This window comes from Bradyrhizobium sp. TM239 (assembly GCF_036247985.1).
GTDB classification, from domain to species: Bacteria; Pseudomonadota; Alphaproteobacteria; order Rhizobiales; family Xanthobacteraceae; genus Bradyrhizobium; species Bradyrhizobium ottawaense.
The window spans coordinates 56,617-69,603 of record NZ_BTIR01000026.1 but is presented as its reverse complement, the minus strand read 5'-3'; the positions used below and the strand labels follow the sequence as shown (position 1 = coordinate 69,603).

11 protein-coding genes are annotated in these 12,987 nt (G+C 63.5%); all 11 read left to right on the top strand.

Annotation, left to right across the window (positions count from 1 at the left end):
• Positions 1-498 precede the first annotated feature (498 nt).
• The 11 genes from AABA84_RS32660 (at position 499) to AABA84_RS32610 (ending at position 12,956) form a co-directional block, all read left to right on the top strand.
• Positions 499-1,383 carry an AraC family transcriptional regulator gene (locus AABA84_RS32660; RefSeq protein WP_152103146.1) on the top strand — a complete coding sequence of 295 codons (885 nt, stop codon included), beginning with the start codon at positions 499-501 and terminating at the stop codon, positions 1,381-1,383.
• A 200-nt stretch (positions 1,384-1,583) separates the two neighbouring features.
• A complete protein-coding gene (locus tag AABA84_RS32655) occupies positions 1,584-2,657 on the top strand; it encodes an ABC transporter substrate-binding protein (RefSeq protein WP_212246904.1) in 1,074 nt (357 codons plus the stop codon).
• A 60-nt stretch (positions 2,658-2,717) separates the two neighbouring features.
• A complete protein-coding gene (locus tag AABA84_RS32650) occupies positions 2,718-3,542 on the top strand; it encodes an ATP-binding cassette domain-containing protein (RefSeq protein WP_212246849.1) in 825 nt (274 codons plus the stop codon).
• Positions 3,539-4,795 (top strand): sugar ABC transporter permease, encoded by a 1,257-nt coding sequence (locus AABA84_RS32645; RefSeq protein WP_338314184.1) that lies wholly within the window; start codon positions 3,539-3,541, stop codon positions 4,793-4,795. The genes AABA84_RS32650 and AABA84_RS32645 overlap by 4 nt, the downstream gene beginning before the upstream one ends.
• 27 nt (positions 4,796-4,822) lie before the next feature.
• On the top strand, positions 4,823-5,551 hold the full coding sequence (locus tag AABA84_RS32640) for an SDR family oxidoreductase (RefSeq protein WP_212246845.1): 729 nt from the start codon (positions 4,823-4,825) through the stop codon (positions 5,549-5,551).
• Positions 5,552-5,573: 22 nt separating this feature from the next.
• Positions 5,574-7,199 (top strand): FGGY-family carbohydrate kinase, encoded by a 1,626-nt coding sequence (locus tag AABA84_RS32635; RefSeq protein ID WP_212246902.1) that lies wholly within the window; start codon positions 5,574-5,576, stop codon positions 7,197-7,199.
• A gap of 166 nt (positions 7,200-7,365) precedes the next feature.
• Positions 7,366-8,697 (top strand): extracellular solute-binding protein, encoded by a 1,332-nt coding sequence (locus tag AABA84_RS32630; RefSeq protein ID WP_212246843.1) that lies wholly within the window; start codon positions 7,366-7,368, stop codon positions 8,695-8,697.
• Positions 8,694-9,734 carry an ABC transporter permease subunit gene (locus AABA84_RS32625; protein WP_212246840.1) on the top strand — a complete coding sequence of 347 codons (1,041 nt, stop codon included), beginning with the start codon at positions 8,694-8,696 and terminating at the stop codon, positions 9,732-9,734. The genes AABA84_RS32630 and AABA84_RS32625 overlap by 4 nt, the downstream gene beginning before the upstream one ends.
• 4 nt (positions 9,735-9,738) lie before the next feature.
• A complete protein-coding gene (locus AABA84_RS32620; protein WP_212246838.1) occupies positions 9,739-10,659 on the top strand; it encodes an ABC transporter permease subunit in 921 nt (306 codons plus the stop codon).
• Positions 10,660-10,668: 9 nt separating this feature from the next.
• Positions 10,669-11,430 carry a glycerophosphodiester phosphodiesterase family protein gene (locus tag AABA84_RS32615; RefSeq protein WP_212246836.1) on the top strand — a complete coding sequence of 254 codons (762 nt, stop codon included), beginning with the start codon at positions 10,669-10,671 and terminating at the stop codon, positions 11,428-11,430.
• The gene (locus AABA84_RS32610) at positions 11,427-12,956 is read left to right on the top strand and encodes an alkaline phosphatase D family protein (protein ID WP_212246834.1); all 1,530 of its coding nucleotides are present in this window, start codon (positions 11,427-11,429) and stop codon (positions 12,954-12,956) included. The genes AABA84_RS32615 and AABA84_RS32610 overlap by 4 nt, the downstream gene beginning before the upstream one ends.
• Positions 12,957-12,987 lie beyond the last annotated feature (31 nt).

The window sequence follows — 12,987 nt, the reverse complement described above, 5'->3', positions numbered from 1 at the left end:
TCGAGACTATCGCTTTTCCGTGGCACCCATGATGGATCGGACCGAGAAGTCAAGTTTTTCAATTGGTTAGACGGCTGCGTGTGCGCGGCGTGTGCACCGAGAGGATCCATAAAAATCCACTCATGATCATTTGTGTGAGCGTACGTTTTGAAGAGCACGGCCGCGGTTGTCGCAGCTCATTCCGTGGGGTGAATGCGAGTGGCAACAGTTAGCTCAATCACCGTAAGCCTTCCGCGCAATCGTGACCTGCTGTGCGCAACCGCCGCGCGTGTGCGAGACCGCACTTTCGGTCGAGCCGGTGTTGTGAGGCGCCGGACCCGGTTACGGGGCCGCTGTGAGCTGCACATCAAAAAAGTATCAGTTGCACATTGAAATCGTGGTGGCGGGCCCGGGTACCGGTCGCTACGATCCCTAACGAGAGGAAGCGCTGAGCAAATTCAGCCGACAAGGGAACAGGGGCGGATCATCAAAAACCGCACCGGCCCGAAGGGAGCGGATATGGAACCGGACCTGGAAGTTGTCCAGATACGGCGCGGCGAGTCGTTCAAGGCGTGGTCGCACGGCTACCCATTCCACACGGTCCGCTGGCATTTCCATCCAGAATACGAGCTGCACCAGGTCGTGGCGACCAGCGGTCGGTATTTCGTCGGCGACTTCATCGGCGAATTCGAACCGGGCAATCTCGTTCTTACCGGCCCCAACCTGCCGCACAATTGGGTGAGCGATCTGCCGGCGGAGACCACCATTCCGCTGCGGGGACGCGTCCTCCAGTTCAGCGAAGAATTCATCGGCGACCTGATAAAGGTCATGCCTGAGCTTTCGGGCCTTGCCTCGCTGCTGGAATTCTCCCGCCGCGGCGCGCTTTTCACCCGCAGCACAAGCGAAGCGGTCGCCCCACTCATGGAGGAGATCGCGACGGCGAACGGTGTGCGCCGGATCGAGCTGTTCCTGATGATCCTGGGAACGCTCTCCCGCGCTCGAAGCGCGCGTCCGCTCTCGAGCCCGAACTATTTGCCTGACCCCTCGGGATACATGTCCGCGGGGATGAACAAGGCGCTCGCCTTCATCCGGCAGAACCTGACGCAGCCTTTCGGTGAAGCCGAGCTTGCGGCCATCGCCGGCCAATCGCAGAGCGCGTTTTCGCGCTCCTTCCGCCGGCACACGGGCATGTCGCTGGTGCAATACGTCAAGCGGCTGCGCATCAATCTCGCCTGCCAGATCTTGATGAGCGACGAGCAGGCGTCGATCACCGACATCTGCTTCGAGGTCGGCTTCAACAATCTCTCCAATTTCAACCGGCAGTTTTTGGCCGAGAAAGGCATGCCGCCTTCGCGCTTCAGGCGATTGCTCGCGCAGAACATCAATACGGCACGCGCGGCCTAGCCGGCGAAAAAGCAAAGGAGGAGACCACTACGGGAAGAATGACGCGGGCATGCCGATGGCAGCCCGCGACAGGAATCGCTTGTCCAGGAATTCCGCGCGGCTTCGGAGCACCGGCACTCATCGCCGCCGGGGACGGGAGCCGCGAAGGCCCGTCTTCAAGGATCAACCACAGCACTCTAGTTCTGGAAAGGAAAGTCCGAATGAAAAGGTTCTCCCCGAAACATACGGGCACACTCGCCCTGGCCCTGTCGCTGCTTGGCACAACGGCCATGTTCTCGCAGGCCGCAGAGGTGAAGGACGCGACCGTTGCCTTCCTTATGCCGGATCAGGCGTCCACCCGCTACGAACAACATGACTATCCGGGCTTCGCTGCGGAGATGAAGAAGCTCTGCGCAAGTTGCAAGGTGATCTATCAGAACGCCAGTGCTGATGCCACACGGCAGCAACAGCAGTTCAACTCGGTCATCTCGCAGGGCGCCAAGGTGATTGTGCTCGACCCCGTCGACTCGACCGCCGCCGCCTCCCTGGTCAAGATGGCACAGTCGCAGGGCATCAAGGTCATTGCCTATGACCGGCCGGTCCCGGACGCCAAGGTCGATTTCTACGTCTCCTTCGATAACGAAGCCATCGGCAAGGCCATCTCCGAATCGCTCATCAAGCATCTGAAGGCCGCCAACGTCGCGGCGAAGGAAGGTGAGGGCGTGCTTGAGATCAATGGATCGCCGACCGATGCCGCCGCGGGGCTCATCAAGAAGGGCATTCACGCCGGTCTCGACAAGAGCGGCTATCCAATTCTCGCCGAATACGACACGCCGGACTGGGCGCCGCCGAAGGCGCAGCAATGGGCGAGCGGCCAGGTCACCCGCTTTGGCAAGAAGATTCTCGGCGTCGTGGCGGCCAATGACGGCACCGGCGGCGGCGCAATTGCCGCCTTCAAGGCCGCTGGCGTCGATCCAGTGCCGCCGGTGACGGGCAACGATGCGACGATCGCCGCGCTTCAGCTCGTCATCGCCGGCGATCAGTACAACACGATCTCAAAGCCCAGTGAGATCGTGGCCGCCGCGGCGGCCCAGGCCGCGGTGAAGTTCCTCTCCGGCGAGACACCCAAGGCGGAAACCACGCTCTTCAATGCGCCATCGAAGCTGTTCGTGCCGGCGGTCGTCACTCAGGAGAACCTGAAGGCGGAGATCATCGACAAGAAGATCCAGACGGCCGATCAACTCTGCACGGGCCGCTATGCCGCCGGCTGTAAGAAGCTCGGCATCACGCAGTAACTGCGTCCGTCCCGGCCGCTCGCGGCGGCCGGGACGAACGACGAGAGGACGGACTGGCACATGACCCCGATCTCGGATGTCGATCACGCGCAGGGTGGACCGCGCAAGCCGGTCTTGAGTCTTCGCGGAATTTCCAAGCATTTCGGCGCCGTGTCCGCCCTGACCAGCGTCGATCTCGACGTGCATGCCGGCGAGGTCGTGGCGCTCGTGGGCGACAACGGTGCTGGAAAATCCACGCTGGTGAAGATCCTTGCCGGCGTGCACCAGCCCAGCTCTGGAACGATCGCCTTCGGCGGCGAGCATGTCATCCTATCCGATCCCGCCGCGGCGCTCGGTCTTGGTATCGCCACCGTGTTCCAGGACCTTGCGCTCTGCGAGAATCTTGATGTGGTCGCAAATATCTTCCTCGGCCGCGAGCTCAATCCGATGCGGCTCGACGAGGTCTCGATGGAGCTCCGCGCCTGGACGCTGCTCAACGAATTGTCGGCGCGGATCCCGAGCGTGCGTGAGCCGGTTGCTTCGCTCTCCGGCGGACAGCGCCAGACCGTGGCGATCGCGCGTTCACTGCTGACCGAGCCGAAGCTCATCCTGCTCGACGAGCCCACCGCCGCGCTCGGCGTCGCCCAAACCGCCGAGGTGCTCGACCTCGTCGAGCGCGTCCGCGCCCGCGGCCTCGGCGTCATCATGATCAGCCACAACATGGAGGACGTCCGCGCGGTCGCGGACCGGATCGTGGTGCTGCGCCTCGGCCGCAACAACGGCGAGTTCGAGCCCGACGCTTCCAACCAGGATCTCGTCACCGCGATCACCGGTGCGGACGAAAACTCGGTCTCGCGCCGCGCCAGCCGGCGCCGGGCCCATCAGTCGCCGGAGCTTGGGCGATGACCGACGACACGCAACAGGTTTCGACCGCGTGCCTGCACGACCGCAGCGACGAGCGGGTCAGGCACGCGGACACGCTCGGCAATACGATCAGCGCCTTTGTGGACCGCGTGCGGTCGGGCGACCTCGGTTCGCTGCCGGTGGTCGTCGGGCTCATCGTCATCTGCACGGCGTTCGAGAGTCTCAATCCTGTTTTTCTGGCGCCTAACAATCTGGTCAATTTGCTGTTCGATTGTTCGACGGTGGGGGTGATCTCGCTGGGCATCGTCTGTATCCTGATGGTCGGCGAGATCGACCTCTCGGTCGGTTCGGTGAGCGGGTTCGCTTCAGCGCTCGTCGGCGTGCTTTGGGTCGGTCAGGATTGGCCCGTCGCTGTGGCGATCGTCACGGCGTTGGTGCTGGGCGCTGCCATCGGCGCGCTCTACGCATTTCTGTTCAATCGCCTGGGGATGCCGAGCTTCGTCTCGACCCTGGCCGGCCTGCTGGGTTGGCTCGGCCTGCAGCTGTATCTGCTCGGCTCCTCGGGCTCGATCAACCTTCCGTACGGATCTCCACTGGTCAATTTCGGGCAGATGCTCGTCATGCCGCCAATCGTGTCCTACGTGCTGGCGGCGGTTGCGAGCCTTGTGATGTTCGTGACCAGCTATCGCACAGCGATGCGCCGGCGGCAGGCGGGGCTATCGGCCAGTTCGCTCGGCCGCATGGTGCTGAAGGCGCTGTTGGTCACCGTCATGCTCGAATTCGTCGTCTATTATCTCAATCTCGGCCGCGGCATTCCGTGGATGTTCGGTCTGTTTGTCGGCCTGTGCGTGGTCATGAACTACGCGTTGACGCGGACCAAATGGGGCCGCTCGATGTCTGCCGTCGGCGGCAATCGCGAGGCGGCCCGCCGGGCCGGCATCAACGTTCGCCGGGTCTATCTGACCGCGTTCGTGCTTTGCTCCACGCTGGCGGCGGCCGGCGGCATTCTTGCCGCGGCGCGGCTGGCATCTTCCAGCCAGCAGGCCGGGACCGGGGATGTGAACCTCAACGCGATCGCCGCCGCGGTCATCGGTGGCACGAGCCTGTTCGGCGGTCGAGGGACCGCCTATTCCGCTCTGCTCGGCGTGATCGTCATCCAATCCATCGCGAGCGGCCTGACGCTGCTCGATCTCTCCTCGTCGCTACGGTACATGATTACGGGCGCGGTCCTTGCCATTGCGGTCATTGTCGATTCGCTGGCACGGCGCTCGCGTCTCTCCCATGGCCGAGCTTGAATAACTCGAACAAGAAAAGGACAAGCCTTGGCCCAGGAACTTGCAGGAAAAGTTGCCGCGATCACCGGAGCCGCATCGGGCATCGGTCTCGAATGCGCCAGAGCTTTGATCGGCGCGGGCGCGCGGGTGGTGCTGATCGATCGGGCGGAGGAGGCGCTGAGCAAAGCCTGCGTGGAGCTGGGCGATCAGGCGATTCCGTTACGCATCGACCTCACCGATCCCGAGAGCGTGCGAGCCGTGATGCCGCAGGTGCTGGAGAAGGCGGGCCAGCTGGACATCTTCCATGCGAATGCAGGTGCCTATGTCGGCGGTGAGGTGCTTGGCGGCGATCCCGACGCCTGGGACCGCATGCTCAATTTGAACATCAATGCGCTGTTCCGGTCGATCCATGCGGTGCTGCCGCATATGGTCGAACGCAAAAGCGGCGACATCATCGTCACCAGTTCGATCGCAGGTCTCGTCCCCGTCGTCTGGGAGCCGATCTATACCGCCTCCAAGCACGCAGTGCAGGCTTTCGTGCATACGCTGCGCCGCCAGGTCGCCAAACACGGTTTGCGCGTCGGCGCCGTTGCACCCGGTCCGGTCGTGACCGCGCTCATCAAAGACTGGCCCAAAGAGAAGATCGAGGAAGAAATGGCGGCAGGCGGCTTGATGCAGCCGGTGGAGGTCGCAGAGGCGGTGCTTTTCATGTTGACGCGTCCGAGGAACGTCACCATCCGCGACCTCGTCATTCTGCCGCAGAGCAACGATCTGTAGCATTCTCCGATTGGCGATCCAGATGACCAAACAATCCGATGACCGCCATTTTCTTGGCATCGATGTCGGCACCGGCAGCGCGCGGGCCGGCGTGTTCGATCGCTCGGGCAAGCTCCTTGCGAGTGACAACGCTCCCATCGCACTTTGGCGGGAGGCAGGCGACATCGTCGAGCACTCGAGCGAGGACATCTGGCGTGCCGTATGCCGCAGCGTGCGCGGCGCGGTGGCGCAGGCCGGCATCGCGCCGAACTGCATCGCCGGCATCGGCTTCGACGCGACCTGCTCGCTGGTGGTGCTGGGCGAAGGGGGCGCGCCGCTGCCCGTCGGGCCGTCCGGCGATCCTGCTCGCAATGTCATCGTATGGATGGATCACCGCGCCGCCGATCAGGCTCGCCGGATCAACCAGACAAGCGAGACGGTTCTCGACTATATCGGCGGAACGATCTCCCCCGAGATGGAGACGCCGAAACTGTTGTGGCTCGCCGAAAACATGCCCGATACGTTTTCCCGTGCGTGGCAATTCATGGACTTGACCGATTTTCTCACCTGGCGTGCGACGGGGAGCCTGTCTCGCTCCATCTGTACCGTGACGTGCAAGTGGACCTATCTGGGCCACGAAAACCGCTGGGACGATCAATTCTTCCGCAGGGTCGGCCTCGGCGTGCTAGCGGACGAGCAGTTCCGCAGGATCGGCACCGAGATCGTGCCCGGCGGAACGAGGCTTGCGGCGGGCCTGACGGCGGAGGCTGCGGCCGATCTCGGACTCGCGACGGGTACGCCGGTCGCTGCCGGCCTCATCGATGCACATGCCGGCGGTGTTGGTACGGTGGGCGCGCGCGGCACGGCGGGCACGGTGCTGACGCGCATGGCCTATGTGTTCGGAACGTCCGCCTGTACCATGACGACCACGCCGGATCCGTCCTTCGTCCCCGGCGTGTGGGGACCCTATTTCTCCGCCATGGTGCCCGGGCTTTGGCTCAATGAAGGCGGGCAGTCGGCCGCCGGCGCTGCCATCGAGCATCTGTTGCAGATGCATCCGCATTCCGCGCAAGCGACGCAGGCGGCACGCCAGAAGCAGCAGACGCTTGCCGATTGGCTCGCTTCGGAAACCGAATCGCGCGGCGGTGACGGAATGATTCCGCAATTGGTCGGCGAGGTTCATGTCGTCCCCGAGTTCCTCGGTAATCGCGCGCCGTTCGCGGACCCCGAAGCGCGTGCGCTGATTGCCGGGCTCGATATGCGCTCGGATCTGGAGAGCCTGCTGGCGCTTTATCTTGCCGGCCTGTGCGGTCTCGGTTGCGGGGCCAGGCAGATCGTTCGCGCCCAGCAGGACAAGGGCATCGCGGTCGATACGATCGTGGTCAGCGGGGGCGCCGCAAAGAGCCGCCTTGTGCGGCAGGTCCTCGCCGATATGACGGGTTTGACGGTGGCTGCGTCGGCATCCCCGGAGGCCGTCCTGCTCGGCTCCGCGATGCTTGGATCAGTTGCATCGGGCAACCATGCCAATCTCGGCGAGGCGATGGAGGCGATGTCGGTTCTGGGAGACATCTCTCGACCCCAGGCCGCTCTCGCAGACTGGGCCGATCGGCGCTTTCGAGCCTTCGAAGCGCTGCAGAAGGTCGGCCGGGCAATTCGAAGCGCTTCATAGCCCCTTTGCCACCGGATCCCGCGTCCCCAGGCACGGGTCGCCTTCTACGCCGGCACTGCCCGAAGGAGAGGGGGCTCGACCCTCTTTCATGATCTCGACACATATGTCATGATAGAAATACAAATGTATAAGACGGGCAGTTTTGCCCGGCGAGGGAGGGCTGCCCATGGGTAGGAAAGTCGCATTCATTGCGGCCTTGTTCGGCGCGTTGGCATTGGTTGGTCCGGCGCAGGCGCGGGTCGAGGTCCAGTGGTGGCACGCCATGAGTGGCGTCCTCGGCGATCGGCTCAATGAGCTGGTCGAGAAGTTCAACAAGTCGCAGGACAAGTATACGGTCGTCGCGGTCGCCAAGGGGAACTATGACGAGGTGACCAACGGGGTGATCGCCGCCTATCGCGCCAAGCGGCCGCCGGAGATGGTGCAGATCGCCGAGCGCGGTTACATGACGATGCTGCTTTCAGGGGCCATTGTCCCCGTGCAGGATTTGGTGGAGCAGAAAGGTTACAAGATCGACTTCTCGGACTTCATCAAACCCGTCGCAAGCTTCTGGAGCTACAAGGGCCGGATGTCGGCGATGCCCTTCAACTCGTCGACGCCGATCTTCTGGTACAACAAGGATCACTTCCAGAAGGCCGGCTTCGACAAGCCGGCCGACACCTGGCAGGAGCTGGAGAAGCAGCTCTACACCATCAAGTCCAAGGGGATCAGCGAGTGCGGCACGGTCCTGCCAGGCGATTTCTACTGGAGCCTGCTCGAGAACTACAGCGCCATCAACAATCAGCCCTACGGTACGCTAGCGAACGGCTTCGACGGGCTCGGCACCGAGTTCGTCTACAACAAGACGAAGGTGGTGTCGCAAGTCGCGCGGCTCAAGAAATGGCTCGATGACGGCGTGATGCAGATCGCGGGTCAGGGCTTCAGTCCGGAACAATTGTTCACGTCGGGGCGGTGCTCGACCTTCGTCAATTCGACCGCGTCGCACGGCAACATCGAGCGCAATGCGACCATCAATTGGAGCGCCACCTTCCTGCCGCACGAGAGCGACATCAATCCGCCTCTCAACAGCACGATCGGGGGTGGGGCCATCTGGGTCATGAAGGGCCACACGCCGGAGCGATACGAGGCCGTCGCGGCTTTCCTGGACTTCGTCGCGCAACCGGAGACTCAGGTCTGGTGGCACGGCGCCACCGGCTATGTTCCCGCCACCAATCGGGCCTATGAGCTCGCGCGCGAGCGGGGCTATTACAAGGATCATCCGACCCGGGAGATCGCGGTGCTGCAGCTTTCGCGCGGCACGCCGAACGAGAACTCGCGCGGCTTCCGCTTCGGCAATTTCGTGCAGACCATGCTGGCTCAGCGCCAGGAGGTCGAGGCGGTGTTCGCCGGTCAGAAGCAGCCGCAGCAGGCGATGGATGACGCAGTCAAGCGGGGTAACGAGATCTTGCGGCAGTTCGAGAAGCTCAATGCCGGCAAGACTCCGGAAACCGAGCGTCCATGACGCTGCGCCTGTCGATCCCCTGGCGTGATGCGCGCGCGCCCGTGCTTCAGCGAAAGCACGGGAGCGGTGGGTCCAAGGCCGTCGCCGCCGGATCCGCCGGCGGCGCGCGCGCCTCAGGCAAGGCGCGGCGGCGCGAGCAGGAAGCGGGACTGAAGCGCGCCAATTTCGGCGAGGGTCCCGGCCTGCCGACGCTGCTGTTGCTGCCGCAATTGCTGATCCTGCTGTTCTTCTTCTTCATCCCCTCGCTGCGGGCGCTGACGCAATCCGTTCTGCTCAGTGATCCCTTCGGCAACAACGTCCAGTTCGTGTGGTTCGACAATTTCAAGTCGCTGCTCGCGAGCAGCGACTATCGGCAGTCGATCGCAGTGACGTTCTGGTTCACGGTGATGCAGAACGTGCTCACATTGGGAAGCGCGCTCGTGCTCGCCTTCGCGACCGACAGGATCGTGCGGGGGCGTTCGGCCTATCGCACCATCATCCTGTTGCCGTATGCCATCGCGCCCGCGATCGCCGGCATCCTGTGGGCCTTCCTGTTCAATCCGGCGGTCGGCCCGCTCGCGCAGGTGCTGCACGGCTTCGGCATTGCGTGGGACCCCAACCTCAACCCGACCGATGCGCTGATCCTGGTGACGCTCGCCGCGTCATGGAAGCACATCTGCTACGACTACATCTTCCTCGTCGTGGGCTTGCTCGCGGTGCCGGTGTCGCTGATGGAGGCTGCCGCCGTGGACGGGGCGGGGCCGATCCGCCGCTTCGTCTCGATCGCGCTGCCGATGCTCGGGCCCACCATCTTCTTCCTCACGGTGATGAATTTCATCTATGGCTTCTTCGAAACCTTCGCCATCATCGATGCCGTAACCAAAGGCGGCCCGGCCGGTGCAACCAACATTCTGGTCTACAAGGTCTTCGTCGACGGCTTCGTCAATCTCGATCTCGGCTCTTCGGCTGCACAGTCGGTTCTCTTGATGAGCTTTGCGCTGATCTGCACGCTGCTGCAATTCCGCTACTTCGACCGCAAGGTCAATTACGGGGTCTAGCCGCATGGTGGAACGCTCACCGGTCCTTAACATGCTCTGCCACGCGATCCTGATCGCGGGCGCACTGACGGTCTGCATACCCCTGTATTTCGCGTTCGTGGCCGGCTCGCTCACGGTGGCCGAGGTGCAGAAGGTGCCGTTGCCATGGCTGCCGGGAGGCCAGTTCTTCGACAATCTGCAACTGGCCTGGAGCAAGGGCAATTTCAGCCGCACCTTCTTCAATTCAGTCGTCGTGGCGCTCGGCATCACGGCTGGCAAGATCGCGGTCTCGCTGCTCTCGGCGTTCGCGATCACCTACTTTCGGTTCCGCTATCGGATGCTCGCGTTCTGGCTCATCTTCATGTCGCTGATGCTGCCGATCGAGGTTCGGATCGTGCCGACCTTCGAGGCCGTGGCCAATGCAGCGCTGCCGCTGCAATGGCTCTTGGATACGCTGCGTGTCGCCGATCTCTGGCACTGGATCAGCGGGCACGAGGTCGCGATCGCGCTCGAATGGAACATGGTCAACACCTATCCGGGGCTGATCCTTCCGCTGATCGCCTCGGCCACCGCCACGTTCCTTTTTCGCCAATTCTTCCTGACGATCCCGGAGGAGCTGTGCGAGGCGGCGAGGCTGGATGGCGCCTCGCCGCTGCACTTCTTCTGGAGCATCCTGCTGCCGCTGTCAGTTCCGAACATGGTGGCGCTCGCCATCATCCTGTTCCTGTTCGGCTGGAATCAATATCTCTGGCCTTTGCTGTTCACGACCGATAAGGACATGGCAACGGCGGTCATTGCGTTGAAGGGCCTGATTCCCCGCTCCGACAGCGAGCCAGCCTGGAACATCGCCATGAGTGGTGCGCTCCTCACGATGTTGCCGCCGGTGTTGGTCGTCCTGCTGTTGCAACGCTGGTTCATCAAGGGTCTTGTCGACAGCAGCAAATAGGGACTGATCATGGTTTTCATCGCCGGGCATCGCGGCGGACGCAATCTTTGGCCAGAGAACAGCCTGACGGGCTTCCGCAATGTGTGCAGGGAAGGGGTCGACGCAGTCGAGTTCGACGTCCATCAGAGCACGGACGGCGGTGTCGTCGTGATCCATGATCCGCTGCTCGACCGCACCACATTCGAGAGCGGACCGGTGGGCGAGCGCAGCCTGCAGCGCTTGACGGCGATGCGTCTTCGTGATGCGGGCGATGAGTGCATTCCGACCTTGGACGAGGTGCTCGACGTGTTCAGCGACACCACGCTTGAGCTCCACATCGAGATCAAGACGGATGCGCTTGGCAATTCCTATTCGGGCCTCGAAGCGAGGCTGATCGACCAGATCAAGCGCCGGGGCCTGGAACGGCGTGCAATCATCACCTGCTTCGTGCCCGGCGTGATCGAGACCGTGCTCCGGCTGTGGCCGGAGGCGCGGGTGCTCGTTTCGCTCGACCGTCGTTCGGCGGAGATGATGGGCGGAATTGAGCCTGCGCTGACGCGATTGGCCGCCATTCCCGGCTGCATTGTCGCGGTCGAAAAATCACTCCTGGGGCTCGCGTTGCCGCTCGCCCTCAAGGTGCTCGGATCCGAGCGCCTTGGCGCATGGGTGACTAACGAGCCGGAGGATATCGCCTATTGGCTCTCGCAACCGGTGCGGCAGATCACGACCGATCGGCCGGATATCGCCGTGAGCATTCGCCGCAGGCTCGAAACGATGCCGGCGCGCCCATGATTCCCCGCCGCCGCTTTCTCGTGGGATCGCTGGCGAGCGCCGCCTTGGCTGCACCCGCCGGGTTCGTGCGGGGAGCGCCGGTTTCGTTCAGCGCGGATCCGTTCACGCTCGGTGTTGCGTCCGGATGCCCGCGGGAGGATCGCGTCATCCTGTGGACCCGCCTTGCGCCGCAGCCGCTCGACGGCGGCGGCATGCGGGACGCCACTGTGGACGTCGAATGGCAGGTTGCTGACGACGAGGCCTTCTCGCACATCGCCTCCCGCGGCGTCGTGCGGACGACCGCGGAGCTTGCGCATTCCGTGCATGCCGAGGCGACGGGGCTGCGGCCAGACCGCGTCTACTGGTATCGCTTCCGTGCCGGCCCGGCGCTCAGCCCGGTCGGACGCACCCGAACCGCGCCCGCCAGGGCGGCGCGGCCTCTACGTTTTGCTTTCGCATCCTGCCAGCAATACGAGCAGGGCTACTTTACCGCCTACCGCGACATCGCCGCGCGTGATCTCGACCTGGTCGTGCATCTCGGCGACTATATCTACGAGAAATCCTGGGGATCGCGCCACGTCCGCCAGCACGGCGTCGGAATTCCGACGACGCTCGAGGAATTCCGCAACCGCTACGCGCTCTACAAGAGCGATCCCGACCTGCGAGCGGCGCACGCTGCCTTTCCCTGGCTTTCGGTCTGGGACGACCACGAGGTAATGGACGATTATGCCAATGATCGCTCCTATACGGCGCGCGATGCCGCTCAGTTCCTCAAAATCCGTACGGCAGCCTATCAGGCCTATTACGAGCACATGCCGCTGCCACCCTCGGCGCGCCCCCGCGGCGCGGATGCCACGATCTATGAACACTATCGCTTCGGCGAGACGCTCGACGTGCTGCTGCTCGACGACCGGCAATATCGCTCGGCATCGGCCTGCGTCGGTAGCGGGCGTCCGACCTGGGCGGCTGACTGTGTGAGCAGGACGGATGAAGCGCGGACGATGCTCGGCGAACAACAGGAACAGTGGCTCGATGCCCGCCTGCGCGACTGTCGCGGCCGTTGGACGATCGTCGCGCAGCAGACATTGATGGCGCAGGACAAGCGGGAAGGGGACGATGGTGCTCACTTCTGGATGGACGGCTGGGACGGCTATCCCAACGCCCGCCGCCGTCTCCTCGATTCGCTCGTGGCGCAACGCCGACGCAATCCGATCGTGATCGGCGGCGACCGTCACGCCTTCTTTGCCGCTGATCTGAAGCATGATTTCGCCCGGCCGGATCGACCGACCGTTGCGACCGAGTTCGTCGGCACGTCGATCACCTCAGACGGTCCGAGCGAAGCCAGCGTGCGCAAGGCGCTGGCGGAGAATCCGCATCTGGTCTACGCGCGTGGCGACAAGCGCGGCTATGCGACCGTGGAGCTCGACGCCCGGCATTGCACCGTGGGATTCGAGGCGCTCGACGACGTCAAGGATGCCGCGAGCGCGGTGCGCCGGCTGACGAGCTTTGTGGTCGAGGATGGCGTGCCGGGCGCGAAGGCCGCATGACGAAATCCGCATCGCAGAGATTTGACGACCA